General features: G+C 62.6%; 17 protein-coding genes and 1 pseudogene. 7 read left to right on the top strand and 11 right to left on the bottom strand.

Annotated elements, in window-relative coordinates; genetic code table 11:
- Together FHU29_RS22865 and FHU29_RS23535 are read right to left on the bottom strand one after the other, a co-directional pair.
- Window positions 1-1,409 (bottom strand): annotated as a pseudogene (locus FHU29_RS22865) (LGFP repeat-containing protein); the annotation flags it as partial.
- Between the two features lie 661 nt (window positions 1,410-2,070).
- On the bottom strand, window positions 2,071-2,451 hold the full coding sequence (locus FHU29_RS23535) for a hypothetical protein (RefSeq protein ID WP_232323098.1): 381 nt from the start codon (window positions 2,449-2,451) through the stop codon (window positions 2,071-2,073).
- A gap of 234 nt (window positions 2,452-2,685) precedes the next feature.
- Between FHU29_RS23535 and FHU29_RS23530 the strand changes: the two genes are divergently transcribed.
- Complete coding sequence (locus FHU29_RS23530; protein WP_232323097.1) at window positions 2,686-3,174, top strand: hypothetical protein; 489 nt, start codon at window positions 2,686-2,688, stop codon at window positions 3,172-3,174.
- A gap of 250 nt (window positions 3,175-3,424) precedes the next feature.
- Here the strand turns inward: FHU29_RS23530 and FHU29_RS22855 are convergent, their stop codons facing one another.
- From FHU29_RS22855 to mobF, 6 genes are all read right to left on the bottom strand, one after another.
- Window positions 3,425-3,652: a hypothetical protein gene (locus FHU29_RS22855; RefSeq protein WP_064442635.1), complete on the bottom strand. Its 228-nt coding sequence runs from the start codon at window positions 3,650-3,652 to the stop codon at window positions 3,425-3,427.
- A 453-nt stretch (window positions 3,653-4,105) separates the two neighbouring features.
- Complete coding sequence (locus FHU29_RS22850) at window positions 4,106-4,363, bottom strand: hypothetical protein (RefSeq protein WP_064442634.1); 258 nt, start codon at window positions 4,361-4,363, stop codon at window positions 4,106-4,108.
- Window positions 4,360-4,983: a ParA family partition ATPase gene (gene parA, locus FHU29_RS22845; protein ID WP_064442633.1), complete on the bottom strand. Its 624-nt coding sequence runs from the start codon at window positions 4,981-4,983 to the stop codon at window positions 4,360-4,362. Before parA ends, FHU29_RS22850 begins: the two co-directional genes overlap by 4 nt.
- A gap of 516 nt (window positions 4,984-5,499) precedes the next feature.
- Window positions 5,500-5,805 (bottom strand): type II toxin-antitoxin system RelE family toxin, encoded by a 306-nt coding sequence (locus tag FHU29_RS22840; RefSeq protein WP_064442632.1) that lies wholly within the window; start codon window positions 5,803-5,805, stop codon window positions 5,500-5,502.
- A gap of 33 nt (window positions 5,806-5,838) precedes the next feature.
- Window positions 5,839-6,120: a hypothetical protein gene (locus FHU29_RS22835; protein WP_064442631.1), complete on the bottom strand. Its 282-nt coding sequence runs from the start codon at window positions 6,118-6,120 to the stop codon at window positions 5,839-5,841.
- A gap of 150 nt (window positions 6,121-6,270) precedes the next feature.
- On the bottom strand, window positions 6,271-10,647 hold the full coding sequence (gene mobF, locus FHU29_RS22830) for a MobF family relaxase (RefSeq protein ID WP_064442630.1): 4,377 nt from the start codon (window positions 10,645-10,647) through the stop codon (window positions 6,271-6,273).
- Between the two features lie 201 nt (window positions 10,648-10,848).
- On the opposite strand from mobF, the gene FHU29_RS22825 reads away from it, so the two are divergent.
- Window positions 10,849-11,547 (top strand): hypothetical protein, encoded by a 699-nt coding sequence (locus tag FHU29_RS22825; protein ID WP_064442629.1) that lies wholly within the window; start codon window positions 10,849-10,851, stop codon window positions 11,545-11,547.
- On the top strand, window positions 11,456-11,821 hold the full coding sequence (locus FHU29_RS23790) for a DUF6278 family protein (protein WP_157095451.1): 366 nt from the start codon (window positions 11,456-11,458) through the stop codon (window positions 11,819-11,821). Before FHU29_RS22825 ends, FHU29_RS23790 begins: the two co-directional genes overlap by 92 nt.
- Window positions 11,822-11,857: 36 nt before the next feature.
- On the opposite strand, the gene FHU29_RS22815 is transcribed toward FHU29_RS23790, so the two are convergent.
- Window positions 11,858-12,067: a MerR family transcriptional regulator gene (locus tag FHU29_RS22815; RefSeq protein ID WP_157095449.1), complete on the bottom strand. Its 210-nt coding sequence runs from the start codon at window positions 12,065-12,067 to the stop codon at window positions 11,858-11,860.
- Window positions 12,068-12,106: 39 nt separating this feature from the next.
- Between FHU29_RS22815 and FHU29_RS22810 the strand changes: the two genes are divergently transcribed.
- The 4 genes from FHU29_RS22810 (at window position 12,107) to FHU29_RS22795 (ending at window position 19,617) form a co-directional block, all read left to right on the top strand.
- Window positions 12,107-12,853 (top strand): hypothetical protein, encoded by a 747-nt coding sequence (locus FHU29_RS22810; protein WP_157095447.1) that lies wholly within the window; start codon window positions 12,107-12,109, stop codon window positions 12,851-12,853.
- Between the two features lie 662 nt (window positions 12,854-13,515).
- Entirely contained in the window at window positions 13,516-14,949 is a 1,434-nt protein-coding gene (locus FHU29_RS22805) for an LGFP repeat-containing protein (protein ID WP_260153033.1), read from the top strand.
- Between the two features lie 916 nt (window positions 14,950-15,865).
- Window positions 15,866-18,763, top strand: a complete 2,898-nt coding sequence (locus FHU29_RS22800) for a Tn3 family transposase (RefSeq protein WP_064442682.1) — start codon at window positions 15,866-15,868, stop codon at window positions 18,761-18,763.
- A gap of 242 nt (window positions 18,764-19,005) precedes the next feature.
- Window positions 19,006-19,617 carry a recombinase family protein gene (locus FHU29_RS22795; RefSeq protein WP_064442681.1) on the top strand — a complete coding sequence of 204 codons (612 nt, stop codon included), beginning with the start codon at window positions 19,006-19,008 and terminating at the stop codon, window positions 19,615-19,617.
- Window positions 19,618-19,801: 184 nt separating this feature from the next.
- Here FHU29_RS22795 and FHU29_RS22790 read toward each other — a convergent pair whose 3' ends face one another.
- Together FHU29_RS22790 and FHU29_RS22785 are read right to left on the bottom strand one after the other, a co-directional pair.
- Entirely contained in the window at window positions 19,802-20,380 is a 579-nt protein-coding gene (locus FHU29_RS22790) for a recombinase family protein (protein ID WP_064442640.1), read from the bottom strand.
- A 371-nt stretch (window positions 20,381-20,751) separates the two neighbouring features.
- Window positions 20,752-21,156, bottom strand: a complete 405-nt coding sequence (locus FHU29_RS22785; RefSeq protein WP_064442639.1) for a hypothetical protein — start codon at window positions 21,154-21,156, stop codon at window positions 20,752-20,754.
- Between the last annotated feature and the right edge of the window lie 167 nt (window positions 21,157-21,323).

Genomic DNA, 21,323 nt, shown 5'->3' with positions numbered 1-21,323 from the left:
ACCCGGATGACATCTCTTCTGTATGTCGTACATGTGCCACTATCATCACACCTCGTCCTTCCTACAGGCTGGCGGTAGAATCGAGATTGTCCGGATGATGGTTCCCCTCCTCCAGGCTGGAGCATGGTCGTAGCTACGAGATTCATATTGTCAATCTCATGCCTCTGGTAGATCTTCTCAACTCCAAATCCACTGACTCCATTCCAGTAACCCCGCCGGAGAGGACCTACGCGACCAGCTGAATCCCTCAGCGTATGAATGATTTCGTTGCGGTCTCCCGACTGATTCATTACATCGACCCCAGGAGAATCATCAGCATTACTTTCGTCGGCAGGGGTCAGTTGGTTCGGTAGAGACTGCGTAGCGGCCGCTCCCGAAAACGGGTAATGCCGGTAGTAACCCTCATTGCCTTGTACTGCGATCTCGCCCAACGCGAAGATCTGGCGAAGAAACCCGTCTGCATCTAACGAGGCTTCCATTGGGTAGCCCAGAGGACCCTTCTCCCAGTCGAGAGAACTCCAAACGGCGATGATCTGTGAAGGTACTCGCCAGGCTCCGGTTGCGGAATGCCAGTAGATGGAGGAACCGTCTTCGAAGTGGAGGTAGCGTCCTGTCCCGTCGGGGGCGATTTGGACGTCTGAAAGGGGGTAGCCCATCTGCCCGTCTTCGCGACCGTGCTCGGCCCATCGATCGCGCATGGCTGCGTACATCAGTCGTGCGCCTGTGACTCCGGACCAGGTGATGGTTCCGTTGGTGAAGTTGTTGTAGCGGCCGTCGTATTTGTTGACCGTTAGTTCATCGGTGGTGGGGTAACCGAGTGGTCCTTCAGCACCGCCAGCACTGTTGTATTTGGCGCGGATCGCGCCGCCGACGGCATAGACGCCTGTGGGCTGAGACCAGAACAGCCCTGCACCCTGGAACTCTTGGCGGCTGCCACCGTTGTTGTGGTAGATCTCCGCTCCGGTGGGGTAGCCGAGCCAGCCCATTTCCCATCCGAACTGATTCCACTTGGTCATGTAGAGGATCGTCACCGGGTGGGCGCCCGTGTGGGGGTGCCAGTAGATCGATCCATTAATGAACTGGGAGCGCTTTCCGACACCGTCGGGGTTGGTGTACTCGGGCGAGTTTGGCAGGCCCAGCCAGCTGTTCGGACCTCCCATGGCTTCGTACCGCTGCAGGATTGCCCCACACACCTCGTAAGGCATGGGAGAAAACACCCTGCACCCCGGGGTCGCAGCAAGTGTCATGCGTTCGGCGGTCTCGGCGTCTTCCTCGGTGACCCCTTCAGGTAGAGATTCGGGGTCGTAGCTAGGCGTGTGGTCGGGCGGAAGTTCGGGCAGTTCACGGTAGCTGTGCGAGGGGCGCCCGCGTTCTCGATCGTTATCGCGTGATGGGTAGGGCAGATCCATCCCGGCTTCGAACGATGGGGGTGCGTCCGCCGGAATCTGAGTCCTGTCCCCTCGAACTGGCGGTGACTGCCGCTCGCGGGGGGCTTGTTGGTTCTGGCGCGGAAGCTCAGCAGGCGCGGTTGTGGGTGCAGGAGCGGTGGGCTCTGGCGTTTTCGGTCTGTGTACTGGAGTCTCGTTGACCCTCCACTGTTGCAGAACGCTCGCCCTCTGGGAGGTCTGCAGGAGTTGGAGATGCCGTCGAAGCGGTGGTGGCAGCGGCTTCGTCAGGAACTGTGGTGGGCTGGCCACTGGCCACACCGCTTCCAGGCACTATCAGGATGAGCGCTAGTAGCGCGGCTGGCCATCCTTTGGATCTTTTCCTGCTCCCGCTGGGTGCGGCAACTGTCATTCGGTTACCTCCCCTGGTGAAAAGCTGACTCTGCGAGCCTTAAAGATCAAGATCAGCTTTGCTTAACAGGTACGAGATAACCGAAGAGGACGGGCGGTCTCACGCGACTCCCCGAGACCGATTCAAGATCGTTACATGGATACCCTTCTCGAATTCGGTATTCCGCGGCGGCAAAGAGAGAGATAGATTTTCGGACTGATTGCTCAGGCTTCGTGCCCCCTTGCTGGGGTTCTGAGCAGGGGGGGCACCTCGGCCCTGCATGGTGCCGCATCTCTAGCGCCATCGTTTTGGCCGTCTTTTGATTTCTTCTATGACTTGGCGTGCGGCTTGTCTGCCTGGTGAGTTTTCGCCTGCCGCGCTGGCGTTGCGGGCTGCCCATTCGGTGCGCAGCTGTTCTTGTTTGGCTCTGCGTTCGGTGTCGCGGGCTGCCGCTTCGGCGCGGATGATCGCGGCCGGGCGGTCCTGCAGATCGAACGTGTTCAGGATTGACCGGAGGTATCCCAGCGCGTTACGCGGGCTCGACAGCACGTAATGCCCGATGGCGTAGTCCCGCAGCGCTTCGGCGATGTCGTCGGCGTCCCACTGGGCGGCAACAAACGGAGCGAGCACCCTGGCCCAGGCGGTTTTTCCGTGCCGGCGAATCCAGGGAGGCATCTTCGGGTGGTTCAGGCAGCCTCGGGCCAGCTGGAGAGCGGCAGGATCGGCCTGAGCGCGGCCCGGGCCCGTATTGAGCTGCTTTTGTCGGCACGCAGTGCCCTGAGTAACCACCCCCTTACGGGGATTTTCTTTTCTTCCGATACTACGTATCAGAGGGGTGACATCTATGTAATTTGGCAGGTGAGAGCCATTTCGGTTATCCACAGGGAGCCTGCTGAATCGGCGGGATTCATGCAGCACGGACACGGTGCACCAGCCGCGGGCCCGATCGCCACGCTTCCACGACTCGAGCCTCTCAGCGAGAGTGCGCAGGCGGCCTTGCTGTATGTCGGTCACCACGCCCAGTTCCCGTGCGAGGTGTCGGGCTCGCTGCACTTGCCGCCGGCAGACTCCGGCGTGGTTGACCAGGCCGGAACGGGTCCCGTTGCGGTGCAGCTTGCCGACCGGCACCCGGCAATCCCGGCCGGTCTGGTTGTCCGCGCCATGCGACATGCCCGCCATGACCATCAGAAACGCCGCCCGCGAGACGGGCTCGGTCCGTCCCTCGTCGCGGAGCCGCCGATAGTGCAGGCAGTACAGCACGGAGCAGTGCAGCAGCCACTTTTCGCGGCCCCACCAGCAGTGCGCCCGGTCGCAGCCGCGATACGCACCCTCTGGCAGCGGCCTGCGCAGCGGCAGCACGAACAGCCCCGCACGGGAGGCATTTCTACTACGGGGTAACGCTCCGTGGAGAGGTCTGCAGGATTCTGCAGACAGAAATTCTCGTGCCGAATCCTCGTGTTCAGTTGTGCCGTTAAACGGGTAGCCGCTACCCTCGGAAGTGCCGTGAAGCAATTCCGTTCCTCTCAGTGAGGGGCGGCCTGATCAGGGAGTTACCGCTCGCTGATCACACACTTGAAAGAAGACCCTGGCTGCCGGGCCGGGGTTTTCTGCTTTCTGCGTCAGCCGCCCAATGAAATTGTTGCTCAGGTCAGGCAGACTTCTGCAGCGGCAACACCTCCTGATTCAGACTCGGAGCTAGGTGCTCTAAGCCGGTGTTCGCGGCGATCAGAGCCGCCACGTAATCCGTCTCGGTCATGCCATGAGCCCGGGCAGCCTCTGCAGCAGCTTCTTTCAGCCTGATAGGCAGCCGGACCTTGTACTGAACACGGTGGCCCTTGCTGGGCCGACCCGGTTTGCGCGATGACATCACAGCCATGCCTCAAATAGTGGTACCCATATCCCGATCTGCCAGTGAGGACACGCCGGCTAATCCTTACGGGTTCCTTTGTAGGGCGTAGGGCAGCGCCCGCCGTAAGGACCGGGCCTCCTATGTACTGCAATGGTTTCCGCACAGCGTGGATCATCATCACGCCATCGTCAGTTTGGGACATCGTAAGCAATGGTGCTGTTCGGAAAGCTGGGGTGATCAACTGCCCGATGACCGTCTCACTCAGCGCTGTCACAGTGAAATACCGGACCGCTCCTCCCGCCCGATATAGCGGGAGCTCTCCGGCCCCGCAGCTTTGCGGCGAAGGATGACCAGGATCGCGCTCTTGATCAGGACGTTCTTGTCCCTTGCCGCTGCTTTTCTGTAGTTCTGTAAAAAACGTAGTTCAGTAATCACGACGAATCGTGATTACTGAACTACGTTTTGGCGTGTTTGCGACTTTCAGGTGTTGAGGCTGTGGCCATACTCGCTGCGGATCAGGCGACGTACCTCGTCGGCCATTTTGATGTCGCGCTGGGCGCAGCCGACTTTCAGTGCCCGGTGCAGATCTTCGGGTATGTCGATGGTGAGCCTTTTCATCGGCTGCTGGGGCTGTTCTGAATCCACTGACGCGGCTGGCTCGCTTGCCGCGCTTACCCAGTCGTCCCGCGACGGCGCTGACTTGGATTGTTTTGCTGTGATGCTGACACGCTTGCTCACTGGTTCATCAGCTCCTGGGTGAGTTCGGTGACTTCTTCTGCGGCCACAGAAGCCGGATCGGTCTCCAACACCGTCAAGCCCTGGGCAGCTGACTCCGCCAGGATGACTCGCTGCGCGACAGTGGATTTGAGTGCGGGAATGCCGTAGGAGTCGAGCGCGGCACGCACGTCCCGCCCAATCGCCGTGTTTACGATTCTGCGATTCACCGCAAAAACGGCTTTGAGGTCTTCCTTATACACGCGGGCTTCGTCAATGAGCTTGACGATCTCCGCTGCCGCCCACACGTCGTACGGTGAGGGCTGAACCGGAATGACGACGATATCGGCGGCCATGATCACGCTCCGGGCCAGGTCCGTTACGCGAGGAGGGCCGTCAATGATGACGTGATCGTAATTGCGGGCCAGCTCTGCGACCTCGCGGTGAATAGTGGGGCGGGGCAGTCCGACTACCTGAAATGACGGCGATTCCTTCCGTGCCGCAGCCCAATCCAGGGCGCTCCCTTGTGGGTCCGCGTCGATCAGCAGCACCCGGCCCCCTTGTGAGGCGAGTACGCCCGAGACGTTGACGGACAGCGTGGTTTTACCGACTCCGCCCTTCTGGTTGACAAGTCCGATAATCATGCCGCTCCTCAGTTGCATTCGTACGGCGTCGTGAAAACGAATCTACGGCAATACGATTCGCAGTATTGCCGTAGACATGTAACGGCGCGATTACGCTTCGTCGCAGTTCCGCAACGGCGTATCGCCGTATTTCTGCAATTACTGGATAACTGTTTCTGCATCTGCAGTTTGCTGCCATGCAACGTTTTGGCTGGTGGCGTGGGCTCCGGGGATGTGCTCGGATTCAGCGCAGCAGCCAGGCGTTCGAGGGATGAGCAGGCATCGATCGGTCGTCAGGGGGCAATGCGGTGCACCGCGCCCGCCGGGACTCACGTGCCTCGTTAGGCCACTATCGGGGAGGCCGAGGGCACCAGAAAACAAGCCGCGTGGGAACGCTGGAACCAGTAACCGAGCACGCTTCTTGGGACACGCCTGTCTGTTGGCGTGCTTCTAACGCTCACGCCACTGGAGCCAGTCGGGAATCGTGCCCCCTTGCAGCCGTGCGGGTTTCGGTGCGGAGTGGTGAGGTGCCGGGCTTTATGTGTGATAGGCGTCGCGGCGGTGGCGGATGGAGGCCACGGTGACGGTTCGTGTGTGGTCGTTGATTTCGTAGAGGATGCGGTATTCGCCCCGGCGTGCGGAGTACAGGTGGTCAAGGGGCGGGTAGAGACGTTTACCGACGCGGCGGGGACTGGTGAGCAGATCTCCTGAGAGTAGTTCTCCCACGGCTATGGCTGCTTCTAGGGGCAGTTCCTCGGCCAGGGCACGGCGAGCAGGACGGCGGAGCGTGAGCGTGTACGGCTGGCGCTGCTCCTCGTCATGCCCGTGTTCTGGCGTGCTCATGTCTGCCAGTGAATCAGACGGGGTGCAGATGCTTTAGCGTTTGCCTGCGGCCTGGCGCGCGGCGAGGAGATCCTGCAGTGCCTCCACACCGGTGAGCTGGTCTTCGCTGGTGCGGTCACGCAGATCAGCAATGGTGTCCGGGTCGGAGAGCACAGCGATGGTCTCCTGCAAACGCTCAAGCTCCCCGACGGGGACGATGTAGCCGACCTGCTTGCCGTGCGCGATAAAAGGAACGGACTCGCCATGCTCTACCCGCGCAGCGATGGCAGACCACGCAGCAAGCGCGTCCACGTCAGCGACGGGTTCCTCTGTCATGGAATCCAGTGTGCGTGATCGGCCACTGCCTAGCCACCCTCTCGTGAAAAATCCCCCTCGGCTAAATGGCCCGTCACCTCAGTGCTAGCTGCCTAGAGCATCTCAGCGCATCGACATCGGCACTGTTTGATCTGTGCGCCGGGTGAAGCTCTAGTCTCCGATGCCGTGGCCGTCGGTGCTGCGGCCGGGGCTGCGGGTGGGTGCGTGGTCGAGCGCTGGTGTGGGCCGTGTTTGGTGTTTCTGGCGGGTGAGGTCTTCGCGGAGGCGTTGTTCCTGGGCGTGTTGTTCGGGGGTGAGCTTGTTGCGGCGGTGGAGCTCTTGCTGTGCCGCGGCCTGACGGTGGTGTTGTTCGCGGTAGATCTGCTCGGTTCGGCGGGTGTGGCTAGCGCGGGCGGTGGCCGCCTGCGCGGCAGTTGCGGTGACCAGGTTCTCGGCCTGTGCGATCTGCTCGCTGGTGATGGGCGGTCCTGCTGGTTTCAGTGCCTGGGCGTGCTGAAACGCCGCCCTGGCCTGGTTGTCGAGATCGGTGTGGGTGGCGCCGAGTTTGGCGAGAGTGGTGTCGAGTTCGCGGCGGCGGGCGCGGGCGAACACCCCGAGACGGGCGCGTTCGGTTTCCAGCCTGCGGATCTCGCGAGTGAGTTCGCGGCACTGGGTGTTCAGGCTGTCGGCGTGCTGGGCGGCGCGGGTGTAGTCCTGCCACGCGGCGTGCTCCTGGGTGAGGCGCGCGAGGTCGTCGCGGGCCCGCGTGTAGGCGTGTTCAGCCTGGGTGAGTGCGCTGTGCCCGGCCATCACGATGGTGGCGTCGGTGCCCCGCTGGGGGTCGTGGCCACTGGCGATACGGCGCAACAGCTGGTCGGACAGCTGCCGCACCGGGTTGCCGCGCAGCTCCGCCGCCACCACCGCATCCACCCGCGCCCGCTGGCCAGGTGCGGGGGTGGCTGCGTGGTGGGTGAGTTCGGTGTGGGCGGTGCGGGCGTAGTCGGCGAGCTGGTGGTCCATGCCGGGATGCCGCGGCGGCAACACCCCCAGATCCAGGGAAGTTGCTGCAAGCTGTGTTTCTGGGGTGGTTGTCTCCGCCCCAGCGGTTCCCGGTGTCTCGGGTGTCTGGGGTGTGCTCGCTGCGCCGGGGGTGTCCGGTGCGGGGTGGGGGAGGTGTTGCAGCAGCACCGTGTTCACATCATGCGCGGTGGTGAGGTCGCGGGTGTGGATCGCGCTAGTGAGCAGGCGTGTGGTGTCGTGGCCGTGGTGGGTGAGGGCGGTGAGCCGGGCATACAGCGCCGCGTGCGTATCCGCGTGGGCGCGCATGGTTTCGGTAAGGGCGGCGGGCAGGGACCGGTCAATGAGCCAGTCCAGGTAATCCCTCGTGAGGGCGTCGCGGGCGGTGGTGTACGCGTCGCGCAGGCGCTGCGGGTCCTCGGCTTCCCGCATCACCTCGCGGAGTGTTTCGGTGGCCGAGCGCTGTCCCTGATCCCGCTCGAGCACGGTTGTCAGCCGCTCCAGCACCGTCATCGGCTCACCCTCGCTGCTGCTGGGGGTGAGGTGGACGGGTTCGGTGTCGATATCCAGCTGGGTGTCGGTGGGGACGTAGAGGTGGTTTTCGCTGCGGCCGCGGGTCGCGGCGACGTAGAGCCCGGCGCGGCTGGTGTGCCCGGTGATCAGCGCGTGGGTGGTGTCCACGGTGACGCCCTGCGCGCGGTGGATGGTGCAGGCGTACCCGAGCTCCACGTGCGTGGTGACATACCCCGCGGGCAGGGTGACAGTGCCGCGGCTGGCGAGATTGCGGGCGCCGATGCTGCCGTCCTCACCAATAGTGGTGATGGTCCACAGGTCCCCGTTGCGGACCCGCTCACCGGGGCGGGACCCCGCCTTCACCCGCAGGGTGGTGTCGTTGTGGCGGGTGACGATCGTGTCCCCGACCCGTGCGGTGGCGCCGTCACACAACCCCACCACCCGGCCGCCATCACCAGCAGCGCTGCCGCTGTTACTCGCATCCGCCGCTGCTGGGGTCGCGGTGGTGTGGGTGGCGGTTTGGAGGAGCTGGTTGAGGGCGCGGGCGTCGTCGCGGGTGGCGGCGAGCACGATGCTGCTGCGGCCTTTGTCGCGGTCGGTGAGATAGGCGGTCGTGGCTTGGTCGAGGAGGTCGTCGCGGGTGCCGTCGTGGATCCAGCCGCGCTGCGCATACAAAGCCAGCCCCTGGGGGTTCCCGGCGCGCAGCTGCAGTGACGCGGCCGCCTGCGCGTGGTCGTCCCCGAACCGCACCACGGTGTCGAGCTCGGGCGCGCGGGTGTGATCGGCCAGCAGTCTTAGTGTCCCGCCGGTTTCGATGGCGTCGAGCTGGGCGGGGTCACCGAGCAGCCGGATCACCGCACCCGTCCGCTGCGCGATCTCCTGGAGTGCGGCCAGATCCGGCAGCGACGCCATGGCGGCCTCGTCGACGAGCAGCATCGTCCCCGGCTGGATCTGCCGGGGGATGGTTCCGGCGGGGATGCCGTCGAGGCGGCCGCGGTAGGGGTAGGTCAGCGACGCCAGCGTCGCGGCAGGGGTGCCGATCTCGCTGCCGAGGGTGTCGGCCGCGACGGCGGAGGGGGCGAGCGCGACCACGTCACGCCCGGAGTGTTTCCAGGTGTCGGCGACCAGTTTCATGGCGGTGGTTTTCCCCGCCCCGGCGGGCCCGGTCGCGACCGCGACCTGCGCCCCGGAAAGACAGAAATGCCGCGCGATTTCCCACTGCCCACCATTCAAACCCCGCCCGGTCTCCTTCTTGACCGCGGCGGCGGTGGCGCGCAGCTGCGCGTAGCTAGTGAAATGCGCAGTGGGGGTGGTGGTCGCGTCCATTAGCGTCTGCTCGGCGCGCAGGACACTCAGGGTGGTGTAGCGGGTTTCCCCATGCCTCGTGAGCACCGACTCCCCATCACTGCGTTGCAGCCGCGCCGGAACCGGCACCGCTTCCGGGGCGGTGAGAGCGACCGCGTGATCACCGCTTGTCGTGGTGTGCTCGTTGTTGTGGGGGGTGAGGACCCGGGTGATGACGGTGTCGATCGCGTCGCGGCGTGCCTGCGGGGTGGGGAACTGTACGAGCGCGAGCTGCGCCTCGGTGCGGGTGCGGACCTGTGCGGCGGTGAACGTTGCGCGGCGCCCCGCCACATACTCGAGCACCAGCGCGGCCTCGTGCTCGACACCCAGAAACCCCCGCGCCGAATCCACTCCGGCGCGGCGGGTGAGGGTGTGTTCGAGCATGGTGTCGACCGCGTCCTCGCTGCCGAGATACGCGGCCGCGGCAGCGCGCCACTGTGCCCGCATCGCGGCGAGGGACTGGGGCTGTTGTTTACCGTCGCGGGTGTCGAGGGTGGCTTGCTGCGCGAGCCGGTACAGGGTTCGCTGATCGGGGCTGTAGCCGTGTTTCGCGCGGAACTCGGTGACGAGGTCGTCGCGGCGGGCGCGGATCGCGGCAGTGCGGGTCGCGAACGCCTCACACAAGCCCTGATCGATCCCGGCGACCTCGAGCACGGGTTGTTTGCCCGCGCCCATCTCCCGCACCGTGAACCCGATCCCGAGGCTGCGGCGCAGGTTGTCCACGACCGCGGCGTTATAGCGTGCCGCGGCGGCGGTGGCGTGGCGGTGCAGCGCCGCCCCATCCAGTGCCGACCATTTCCCGTCCGTCCCGCACACCTTGTTGCTGACCGCGCAGTGGGTGTGCAGATTCGGTTCCCCCGCGCGGTTGTCGTAATGATCAAACGCCGCCACAATCAAACCGGTGGTGTCGATCTGCTGCACACCGCCCGCACCGCGGCGGGTAAACGCCGCTTCTGTCTCCAGCCACCCCACCGCGTCGCGCACCGCCGCGTGATGCGCCCGGGTGACAGCGTCACGCACGTGGTCGTTGCCGAGCGCCCACAACACCGACACGGATTTCGCGGGCGTGAACACCAGATCGTAGCCCGCAACGGGCTGGCGGTCGGTGCCGCGCTGCCGCGCGATCCACGCCACCAGTTCCCGCTCACTCGACGCCGCCCGCCCGTGAGACTGCTCGAACAGCGGCGCCCCCACCGTGCGCCACAACCCCGCCCGCTCCACCGTGGTGGCGGGCCGGTCCTGCTGGCGCTCACGCTCTTTCACTGCTTCGGTGAAGGCGTCGCGCAGCGGGTTCTCGTTCGCGAACACCGGGAATCTCCGGCCCAAACGCGTCGCTGTCTCCGCGGTTTTCACCGCGCTGCGCAGCTGGCGCGGGGTGGACGCGGCGGTGATCACCGCGGCCGCGATCTCGGTCGCGTTCGGGTGCAGCCCCTCCCCGAACAGCGCCTTCATCTGCGCCTCACTCACCAACCCCGACACCGCAGCCGCACCCGGATCGGGGCCGCTCGCCGCGAGCGAGGCGAGCCCGGAGCCGAGCCATACCCCCGGCGGGGTGCCGTGCTCGGTGTAATAACTCGCCAGCGCCTCCCCACGCTCCCGGGCACGATCCATCGACGCGACCTGACGAGTCAAATACGCATACCCATCACCCGCGTGCAGCACGTGCAGCGTCATCACGCCCCACATTCAAACAGACTGCGCCCCAAAACCACTCAGAGTGCAAATGGTGTGTAGCAAACAAGTGACAGGGATCACTGAGGGGAGATAGGCGGAGGGGTGACGCGCTGGTAACCGGTGTCTGGGCGGAGTGATGCGCTGCGGCACAGGGACTTCTGAGCTTCACGGTCGTGGGTAAGTAAGCAGAAACCAGGCACGGTGCGCGCCCAGGCACGGCAGCGCACACTGCCCACGCTCGCGCAGCGACGCCAACGCGACGAACTCAACGCGTACACCTCGAAGAGTTCTTCACCGCTGCTGAAACGAAACCGCGATCGATTACGACACCGAACAAGAAATCACACAGCTACGGCAGAAAGCAGCCGGGCGCAAACAATCACTGGCAGACGCGACAACGCGCTGCGCTCGCTGGGTATACACAGCAACGGTGAAACCACAACCACCGCAGCCGAATGGACCGGAATGCCCGCCAAAGACGTGCGCGCACTGCTCAACCACACGAGCGCACCAGCAGCGCCCGCCGCGAACAGTTCAGCCGCTGCCCGGCGCCGGGTTAGTGCGAGGGCGACAGCTGCGCCTGTCGCCGCAGCGGGGTGTTCAGCAGCGCGGTTCGTCGTGCTAGAGCACTATCGTGCAGGTGTGAAGCGATCCAGGTTCGCGGCTTGGGCGGAGATGCTGGATATGATGCTGCCCACTGCGCTCAGTTCCCGACTTCCCCGTTTCGTGCAGCGCCTCCTCCGCATCGGTCCCCGCCACGGCATCGCACGCGGCCTAACCGTATACGGCAGCCCGGGAACGCGGGACGGTGCGATCGGCGCGGCCACGGCCGTGCTGCAACCCGGCAACACTGACACAGTGGCTGGCCGACCGGAACGAGCCTCACGGATACACCTGTGATGCACTGGCAGCCATTGAACGCCGACTCGACGAAGCACTGGCTGACGAACATCTCGGCCCCATGCTGGGCACTGAGATTGCACTGCTGCTGGGACAGGTCCTGATCGCGACCATCGACGGCGCACGATGGACCGTGTGGCCCAACGAGCACCCCGTCATTCGGATCGGCCACACAGATCTCGACGTCACCGAGATCTCGGATACCTACCTCTACCGGCACGGTGAAGCACCCACCACGATTGTCAACCAGTACCGGTTCACGGACGGCAAGTGAGCGGACCGCGGGCGATGGCACCCCGATCTCGCGCAGCTAATAGAACTGTGAGGCGCGCGCTAGCTGCGGCTCGATGTAAAAAGCGATACTCAGACCGCGGTCCGACCTCTGGTCAGGACGAAGCAATCCGGCATCGTCATAGAACCGCGCGCTCGCAGTCAGTCCGGCGAACTTTGCGAGAAGCGCCGATTCGACAGCAGATGCTGGGACAACCACGCATACGTCGAGCGCAGCATCAGCTGTCAAGTTGGCTAGCATTTTTGCAAGACAAGAAGAAGTCAGTTTGTGAGTGGATTGCAATTGTGGATAAATACTGCGGTACCTGTCACAGATTCTGCAGCGGCGGACTGGGCTGCTGAACGCTTCCAGGGAACCAGCAGCCAGCTTTCGGGACAAGTGCCCCTCGGGTTTGAAGCGTACTGCCGGATCCTGCACCGGCCCGAGTCCAGCAACGACGTCCCACCGCCGCGGTGGGCCGATATCGCGGCGGAGACCGGGGCTATTGTGCATCCGGCGGTTCAGTGGCACCGGCTTCTTGGCGGCACGGACACCGACAAGGACTTGTACGCCTCGTGGCGGGGCTTCTCCCCACGCCACGGACAGCTCGACCCTGATTCGTTCGCCGCGCTCCTACCGCACCTAGTGGACGCAACCCCGGATCCCGAAGGAACCGTGTTCGGGTTCTGGTCCGGTCACTTCGATGTTCGCCCCGGAGAAAGCAGCGGCTTCACTCAGTCCGAGTTCGATACTGCGCGCTACACCCTCGCGGGGCGGAAACTCATCCTGCTGCAAGGCAACCTCGCAGCGATGGCCGAACAGGTCACCCAGCACCCGCAAACAGTGGGACGCTTCCCCATGGTGATGTGGCCGCGTGACCGGTCCTGGTACGCGCTGTCTGAGATCGATTTCGACTCAACCCTCGTCGGTGGGAGGACAGATCTCATCGAGTCCCTGATAAACGATGTGACGCTCGAGTCATTCCGCGTGCCACCCGACCTTGACCTCAGCTGCTGGGGCGACACCGTGAACTAGAAATAAGGAAGCTCCACAACCTAGATCACTCAGCACACCATGAAATACACAGGCCCCGGGGGCTAACGCTCACCACTTAGTGCGGCGCAATTGGCAAAGAACCAGCACCCAGATTGAGGTCGCCTTCACCGATGCGCTTTGACGCGGAGGACCTATGGCAGGCAGCCATGCCTCTGAAATCGATGAAATATCTATGTTTTGTTATAACAATTAAATAAATTCCCTGTCGTATACGTACGTGACTTGTGGTGCACGTGGGGTTTAGTGGGCTTATACCGCCAGCCGCGTAGCTCGCGCGGGGTGGCTCCGGCAGGGAGGGGATATTCATGACTTTATCGGCCACGACCAGGCGTCGCCGGGTGAGGTGGCGGGCGCTCGCTGCCGCCGCGCTGGCCGGGGCGGTGATCTCCACCGGCGCGACGCCTGCCGTCGCTCAGGCGCCGACCACCACGACAGCGCCGAGTGTGGAAACCACCACGACAGCTCCGCAGCCGGAGCAGCAGGCCACGAAGACCCCGCGCCAGCCTGCGACAACCGCGCCAGGCACTTCGGCACCATCAGAGGCCCCGAAGCCATCTTCGACACCGGGAGCAGCAACACCTGGGACCGCAGCACCGGAAACGACAGCCCCGGAGGCATCGGGGACCGTGCCATCCGAGACGATGGAGCGCGAGACTGCCGCTCAAGAGCCGTCCCCGAACGCGGAGGAGGCGCCGCCGTCCGTGGCCGAAGGCGATGGCCTGCCCTACCCCGAACGCACCGACGGCACACCAACTCACTCGGCCGAGCGCTCCTCCCAGGGGTTGCCCGAGCTGCGCGGCACACCGCGCTCGGAGAGCGAGGCCATCCCAGAGGGCTTCACCAAAGCCGACGCCGACCTTGCCGAGCGCATGGCCGTGGCCCCGATGTCCGGCTGCCAGGTGTACTGGCCTTCGCCCCACCAGGTGTGTGGCGCGATCCGCGACCGCTACAACGCCATGGGCGGGCCGTCGAGCTGGCTGTCCTGGCCCAACTCACCCGAGTACACCAACCCCGACGGCGTCGGCAAACGCTCCCAGTTCCTCAATGGCTCCATCTACTGGCACCCCACCACAGGCGCACATCCCGTGTCGATCCTGTACATGACCAAGTGGGACCAACTCGGGTGGGAAACCGGCTGGCTCGGCTACCCCACAGCCGCAGAAGTCGGCCACGGCCCCCTCGGTAGCCAACAAGAATTCCAAGGAGCTGGGCTGTTCTGGTCCCAACCCGTTGGTGTCTACGCTGTCGGCGGCGCTATTCGCGCCAAATATGACAGCGAAGGAGGACCAGTAGCCCCTGGCAATTTGCTCGGATACCCTACTACTGATGAAATCACTCTCCCTGACGGCCAGGGTAGAATGAACAGGTTTGAGCGCGGAGTTATTTACTGGCACCCCCAGCATGGGGCGCATGCGGTCAGCGGCACGATCTTGCTGCGATGGTCCTCCGCAGGGTACGAAGTCGGCACATACGGATACCCCGTTGGAGATGCCTCACAGATTGACGGGATTTGGTTCGAACAACCCTTTCAGAGCGGATCCTTGATCGGCGTGACAGTTTTAAACAAAGACCTCTACTGGCCACTCACTCCAGCGGCCAGCCTAATGGAGGCGACGGTCATGCAGGACGACGAAGACGTGCCCGGAGAGAACTACGAAAGCCGTCTCTTGCCGTGTATGGAATACGAAATTTCCGGAGACACAAGGCTTGCTCTATTCCAAGCCCGAAACAATAACAACTTACCGGTCATCGTTACTCTAACTTGTGAACGCTTCCGTACACATATGGCACCCCACCCTAATCTTCACCCTGGTCGATTTTCTAACTATCCTCCAACGCGGGATGACTGGTACAATTTCCTTGCGTGCACCTTTTATACCCTAAATGCCGAGATTTTTCCCCACGCAGATCCGGGCAACTGGGGACGCCAGCGAGGTAACACGAACTCAGGGGTAAATAGTGTTGCAATTGCCAGTTCGGCAACAAATCACTTTGTTACCGGCTGGGCCGGTAACAATGAATATTCTTCACAGTGGGCAGGCTGCGTTCAAGGGCTACCCGTGCTATGGCGATAAGGAGAACACCCCCCTCAGGGCTCACCATTTCGGTTCACCCTGACCATGGACACCCTAGTTCGCTATGGCCTTCGAGAGAACTGGTTCTCAGTCAGTCCTCGCCGAAGCCCTATATCCTACCGCGTGAGATCGGGATTGGCGATACTCTTGGGGAGAAGATACTTGCCTGGACGGACTGCTTCCAAAGGTTCTTCGTGAAGGAGCTAGATGATTTCACGTCGCGGCCGCTCTGGCTTCCAGGGATAAACGTATACGACTGGTACGACGAGGGCTACGAAATAATTAGAGCGCTTCGTATTCAATTCCCTAATGTGCACGTCAAACCTGAATTTGCACAGTACGTTTTTTCAGTTAATGAGCGCCGAGAAAGCGCTGGACTCGTGCCGATCAGCCTTCCAAACGAGCCCAAACCGGGTCATATACCTATCTCGGATGTGCTGCATCAAAAGGGCCCTTGTGGTAGCTGACGAGCGACAAAGTATCGCGTGGGGCATCCTCGACGAGGCTAAACGCGAAGGTCTGCTAGCAGGGGGCAGCTGGCCCAACCGCCGATAAAACAGGGCTCTTCGAAAGAATTTGGGCAGATTAACAGCGGTGGCACGGGCCTGCGGTTGGTGATGGGCAACGATTTTCCTGTACGAGTTGAAGTCCGATCTGGGTCGCTGGAGACGGAGACGTGCAATGAAGGAACGCGCCAAGCTGGACCGGGTCCGCGGCGTAGGGCTGCCTACTGGGCTGTTCGGCATGTGGGGTCCCGTGACGTGAAAAGTCACGCTTAGCGGTATTTCCTTTGGTCGCGGGCCACGTGAAGGCGGGAACATTCCATTGAGGCCCGGAACTCCCGAAGCTGGCCTGAGCCGCAAGGTAGCGCTGTCTCGGTCAGCGGTCGGCTTTGACCTGGTCTACTGTTCGGCTCATGCGCCAGGATTGGTCGGTTGAGGATCTGGTCGCGTCGTGGACGCTGATCGGAGAGGACTGGCGTCTTGTCGGGAACAAGACTGGGGCTACCCGTCTGGCGTTCGCGGTGATGCTGAAATTCTTCGAGATCGAGGCCCGGTTCCCGAGCCAGGCCAGCGAAATCCCTACCGATGCGGTGGCTTACGTCGCCGAACAGGTAAGTGTCGACCCGACGGAGTTCCCAAACTATCGGTGGGCGGGCAGGACGATCGAGTACCACCGCGCCCAGATTAGGGCGGTGTTCGGGTTCCGGGAGTTCACCCGTGCTGACGAGGACAAACTCGCGGATTGGCTGTCGCTTGAGGTGTGTCCGGTCGAGCTGCGCGATGAACAATTGCGGGAGGCTTTGCTGGTTCGGTGCCGGGTTGAACGGATCGAGCCACCGGGCAGGATCGAGCGGATCATCCGGTCGGCGCGAGCGGGTTTCGACCAGCGTTTCTGTAGCACGACGGTGGATCGTCTCGGTGAAGACTGTGTAGCGCGGCTGGAAGAACTGGCCGGTTCGCCGCTGCTGGCGGAGTTGAAGGCCGATCCCGGCCAGCTCGGGCTCGAAACACTGTTGCGTGAGATCGGCAAGCTCGATTCGGTCCGTAGTCTTCAGCTGCCGGAAGGTTTGTTCGCCGATGCCTCGGACAAGTTGGTGCATGCGTGGCGTGCTCGCGCAGCCCGCTCGTATCCATCGGATTTGAAGGCAGCACCGCGAGCGATTCGACTGACCTTGCTGGCTGCGTTGTGCTGGGTTCGGTCGGCAGAGATCATCGACGCGCTGGTGGATCTGTTGATCGGGTTGGTGCATCGGATCAACGCCCGCGCCGACCGTCGCGTCGAACGCGAGTTGATCGACGACCTGCGGCGAGTTCGGGGCAAGGAGTCGATCCTGTTCCGGATCGCTGAAGCAGCGGTGGACCACCCTGATGACACGGTTCGTGACGTGTTGTTCCCGGTGGTCGGTGAGAAGAAGCTGCATGATTTGGTCCGGGAAGCCCGCGCCAACGAGCAATCGTTCCAAGCCCGGGTCCGCACTGTGCTGAGGGGCTCGTACAGCAGCTACTACCGGCGGATGCTCCCAGCACTGTTGGTTGCCTTGGATTTCCGCTGCAACAACACTGCCTACCGGCCTGTCATGCAAGCGTTGGATCTGCTGGCCCGCTACGCGAACACTGATGGGAAGGCCCGGTTCTATGCACCCGATGATCTGGTGCCACTCGACGGGGTTGTTCCGCGAGCATGGCGTGACGCGGTGCTTGATGACCGGGGTCGGATCGAACGCATCCCCTATGAGCTGTGCGTATTGATCGCGTTGCGGGATGCATTGCGACGCCGAGAAATCTACGCCGGTGGCGGGAACCGGTGGCGCAACCCTGACGAGGATCTCCCTCGCGATTTCGACACTGCACGCGAGATCCACTACGCCGCGTTGCGGAAGCCGCTCGACGCCAGCGAATTCATCACTAGCCTGCAGCAACGGATGAGCGATGCCCTGTCGCGACTGGATGCCGCGTTGACCGACCGCAGCGCTGGTGTCAGCCTCACCACGCGAGCCGGGCAGCCGTGGATCACCGTGCCCCGACTCGAACCACTGCCCGAACCAGTGAACCTCGCCGCGGTAAAAGACGAAGTACAGCGACGATGGGGCACCCTGGACCTTCTCGATGTGCTCAAGGAAGCCGACTTCCTTGCCGAGTTCACCGGCGAATTCACCTCAGTCGCCTCCCGTGAAGTGATCGACCGCGACACGCTGCGGCGGCGCCTGCTGCTGTGCCTTTTCGCCCTTGGTACGAACATGGGTATCCGCGCGATCGTGGCCACCGGTGAACACGGTGAATCAGAAGCCGCGCTGCGGCATGTGCGGCGGCACTTCATCACCCGCGACAACCTGCGCCGAGCGATCGCCAAACTGGTGAACTCGACATTCGAGGCGCGTGACCCAGCATGGTGGGGCAACGGCACTACCTGTGCGAGCGATTCGAAGAAGTTCGGGTCGTGGGAATCGAACCTGATGACTGAATGGCATCAACGCTACGGCGGCGCCGGGGTGATGATCTACTGGCACGTCGAACGCCGCTCCACCTGCATCTACTCCCAGCTGAAATCGTGCTCGTCGTCTGAGGTTGCAGCGATGATTGAAGGGCTGCTGCGGCACTGCACCGACGCGGACATCGACACCAGCTACGTCGACACCCACGGCGCATCAGTCGTCGGCTTCGCATTCACCGAACTACTGGGGTTCCGGCTGTTGCCCCGGTTGAAAAACATTGGCTCGATCCGGCTTTACCGTCCCGACGACACCTCAGCATACGGGCAACTCAGCCCAGTCCTCACGCGCCCGATCCGCTGGGACGTGATCACTCAGCAGTACGACCAAATGGTCCGCTACGCCACCGCACTACGGCTCGGTACCGCCGAATCCGAGTCGATCCTGCGCCGGTTCACTCGAGGCGGACCAAAACACCCCACCTACCAGGCCCTCGAAGAATTGGGTCGCGCGGTACGCACGATCTTCGCCTGCGACTTTCTCGCCTCACCAGAGTTGCGGCGGGAGATCCACGGCGGCCTGCAAGTCGTGGAGAACTGGAACTCCGGCAATACCGTCATCTTTTACGGCAAAGACGGCGACCTGACTGGCCCCGACCGCGAACACACCGAAGTATCGATGCTTGCCCTTCACCTGCTCCAGTCCGCCCTGGTCCACATCAACACCCTGCTGGTTCAGGATGTCCTCAACGATGCCCGGTTCCGCGAACTGATCGGCCCCGACGAACGGCGTGGACTGTCACCACTGTTCTGGTCCCACATCAACCCCTACGGACGGTTTCGCCTCGACATGGACTCACGCCTCGGCCTGACCGGCAGCTGAAATCTCCCGCAGTCCGCGCCTACACCTACAAGTGACCACCAAAGATCACATACGTGAGGGCTCGGAACATCATGCGGAATCAAGCCAGGCGGCGCTGACCGCGTGTATATGCGCATAAACGAGCATTTTCGGCAAGGTGCCGAAACGCTTCGCCGCGCCGACAGCTTCTTTGCAAAACCCTTTGCGAAACATCCGGTTCGGAACATACAGTTTTGATAGGTTTTCGCAAAGGTGGAGCGGGTATGCGCAACGCTTACGACGAACTCATCAACCCCGAGGGTGATCCCCGCTCCATAGCCTATGCGCGCGTCTCTACCGCCGATCAAGACCCACAGCTGCAGATCGATGCCCTGACCGCACACGGATGCCGAAGGCTATTCATCGAGAAGGTCAGCTCGCGCGAGAAGGACCGCCCCGGTCTAGCAGCCGCGCTCCACCGGCTCGACCCGGGCGACACCCTCGTCGTCTGGAAACTCGACCGGCTCGGACGCTCGGTTACCGAAGTCGTCGGTCTCGCCGAGAAACTCCATGCAATCGGCGTCGGCCTACACATCCTCGCCGGAACCCTCGAAGGCCGCTACAGCGCAACCGGGTCCGGGAAGTTCTTCTTCACCGTCATGGCAGCCTTCGCCGAACTCGAACGCGACCTCATCCACGAACGGACCATGGCAGGCCTGGCCGCGGCGCGTGCCGCAGGACGCGTCGGCGGCCGGCCGCGCAAGCTCGACCCCGACAAACTCGCTGCCGCCAGAGCAAGACGCGCACGAGGAGAATCCCTGCCTCAGATCGCCAAAGCGCTGAACGTCTCCGCCTCCACTATTCACCGGCACCTCAAACAGGCCGATTCAGGTTAAGAACCCAGTCAGCGCAGCCAACCTTCCCGGACCAATCGCTACCTTGCGGCTCAGGCCAGCTTCGGGAGTTCCAGGCCATTGAGGTGATGCTGGGTATGCGCATCGGAGAATCGGGGCGCCGGTAAGAAATCGTGTCACCTGGTATATGAAGCCCGCTGCTGACTTCATAGCTGCGGGCAGCCGGTCACGGCAGTTCTGTCATCGTTTGCTCGGCGGCTTTCACTTCGCCGTGCACTACCGCGAGGCTGACTCCAACACCGCGGGCGATTTCACGCAGCGACTGCCCCTCCGCACGGCGGGCGAGGATGGCGCGGCGTTTGTCCTCATCGACCACTCGCGGGCGGCCTCCTTTGCGTCCGCGCCTGGCCGCGGACTCCAGTCCGTTGCGGGTTTTGCGGGCAATGTCGCGGCGGCGGTCTTCTGCCAGCGCGAGCGCCAGGTCGAGAATCAGACTGCGCTCGACATGCTCACCCGCGGCGATCCCCGCCAGGATCTTCACCGCCACATCCTGCTCAAACAGATCGTTCAGCACGATCAAACCCTCGAGCAGGTTACGGCCAAGCCGATCAGCCTCCTGAACGGTGAGCATGTCACCGGGGCGCATGTACTCAAGCGCGGCCCGCAAGCCCGGCCGGTCCGCGACCTTCAGTGCGCCGCTGATCTTTTCCTCGAACACCTTCACACAGATCGGATCGAGATCATCGTGCTGACGCTGAGTTTCCTGTCTGCTCGTGCTCACCCGCACAAGACCAACCAGCGCCACCCCACAACCCCTCCACGCCGTTCAGCAAACGTGTTCCACAACCCAGCTGGGACACTACTCGAAAATGAACGGGTTTCCGAACACCGCTTCCTGGGGAAACGCCGTGTCGGGTGGGGCAGTGTTTTCGTGTTCGGCAGACGGCCCATTCCCGAACGCCCTCTGTCAGAACGCCCTTACTGGGGTGTACATGTTCGACTTTTTGATGAGGAGCCTCGGTGTGCATCGAGATTGGCATTATCGAATAGAACGCCGCCTGGCGCGCGCTTCGGATTCGGCACCAAATCGCCGACTAGATCAACCTTCGAACGTTGCAGCATAGTGCGGCGAATTAATGACTCAGGATTCTAACGTTTAGTATTTGGATCAACTTCTTACTGTTGCTTCCAAAACCATTCTGAGGGCACCTGGTTAATATTGGTGATCACCTCCGGTCGGGGAATCGTTCCAAGCCACAGAATATCGTTACTGGACTTCACCCTCTCTATACTTTCCTTAGTGGCGCCTTGAGGTTCAAAGATGCAGAGCCATGCAATCTCGCCTGCTATTTCATCCGGTTCGTCACACTGCATCCCGGTCGGGCTTACTCGAGTATCCCAGCGTAAGCCGTAATACGTTGGGCCTTCAAGATGAAGGAAGATCACTATCACATGGAAACGGTCTAAACCAGAAGCAATGATTTTAAATGGCTGACCTGTTCGCTCGATGCCGTCGACAAGTGCCTGGCGCAATGCTTTGTGCACTGCGCCAGGCCACTTCGGGTCCCACTTGTGCATCATGCGCTTCTCATGAGTACGGCCATGGGCCTTGCCGTGGATATCTTATGGTCGAATTCACCCAAGAATCGCACGCCACTTGTTCTGGTTTACTCTCACAATAGGCTGTGATTACTCCTTTTGTCTTGTTATCACCTTGGATATAATCGTCATCGCGATAGTCCACGACA

Origin of the sequence: Hoyosella altamirensis (assembly GCF_014191505.1) — a bacterium.
In the GTDB taxonomy this organism is placed as follows: domain Bacteria; phylum Actinomycetota; class Actinomycetes; order Mycobacteriales; family Mycobacteriaceae; genus Hoyosella; species Hoyosella altamirensis.
The sequence above is the reverse complement of the archived record's forward strand: the minus strand, read 5'-3'. Positions and strand labels throughout refer to the sequence as shown.

What these genes read in the sequence shown, in the direction of transcription:
- FHU29_RS23535 (WP_232323098.1), bottom strand. Translation starts at nt 2,451, where the DNA reads ATGCCTCCCTGGATTCGCCGGCACGGAAAAACCGCCTGGGCCAGGGTG.
- FHU29_RS23530 (WP_232323097.1), top strand. Translation starts at nt 2,686, where the DNA reads ATGCAGCACGGACACGGTGCACCAGCCGCGGGCCCGATCGCCACGCTT.
- FHU29_RS22855 (WP_064442635.1), bottom strand. Translation starts at nt 3,652, where the DNA reads ATGGCTGTGATGTCATCGCGCAAACCGGGTCGGCCCAGCAAGGGCCAC.
- parA (WP_064442633.1), bottom strand. Translation starts at nt 4,983, where the DNA reads ATGATTATCGGACTTGTCAACCAGAAGGGCGGAGTCGGTAAAACCACG.
- FHU29_RS22840 (WP_064442632.1), bottom strand. Translation starts at nt 5,805, where the DNA reads ATGAGCACGCCAGAACACGGGCATGACGAGGAGCAGCGCCAGCCGTAC.
- FHU29_RS22835 (WP_064442631.1), bottom strand. Translation starts at nt 6,120, where the DNA reads ATGACAGAGGAACCCGTCGCTGACGTGGACGCGCTTGCTGCGTGGTCT.
- mobF (WP_064442630.1), bottom strand. Translation starts at nt 10,647, where the DNA reads ATGACGCTGCACGTGCTGCACGCGGGTGATGGGTATGCGTATTTGACT.
- FHU29_RS22805 (WP_260153033.1), top strand. Translation starts at nt 13,516, where the DNA reads ATGGAGCGCGAGACTGCCGCTCAAGAGCCGTCCCCGAACGCGGAGGAG.
- FHU29_RS22800 (WP_064442682.1), top strand. Translation starts at nt 15,866, where the DNA reads ATGCGCCAGGATTGGTCGGTTGAGGATCTGGTCGCGTCGTGGACGCTG.
- FHU29_RS22795 (WP_064442681.1), top strand. Translation starts at nt 19,006, where the DNA reads ATGCGCAACGCTTACGACGAACTCATCAACCCCGAGGGTGATCCCCGC.
- FHU29_RS22785 (WP_064442639.1), bottom strand. Translation starts at nt 21,156, where the DNA reads ATGATGCACAAGTGGGACCCGAAGTGGCCTGGCGCAGTGCACAAAGCA.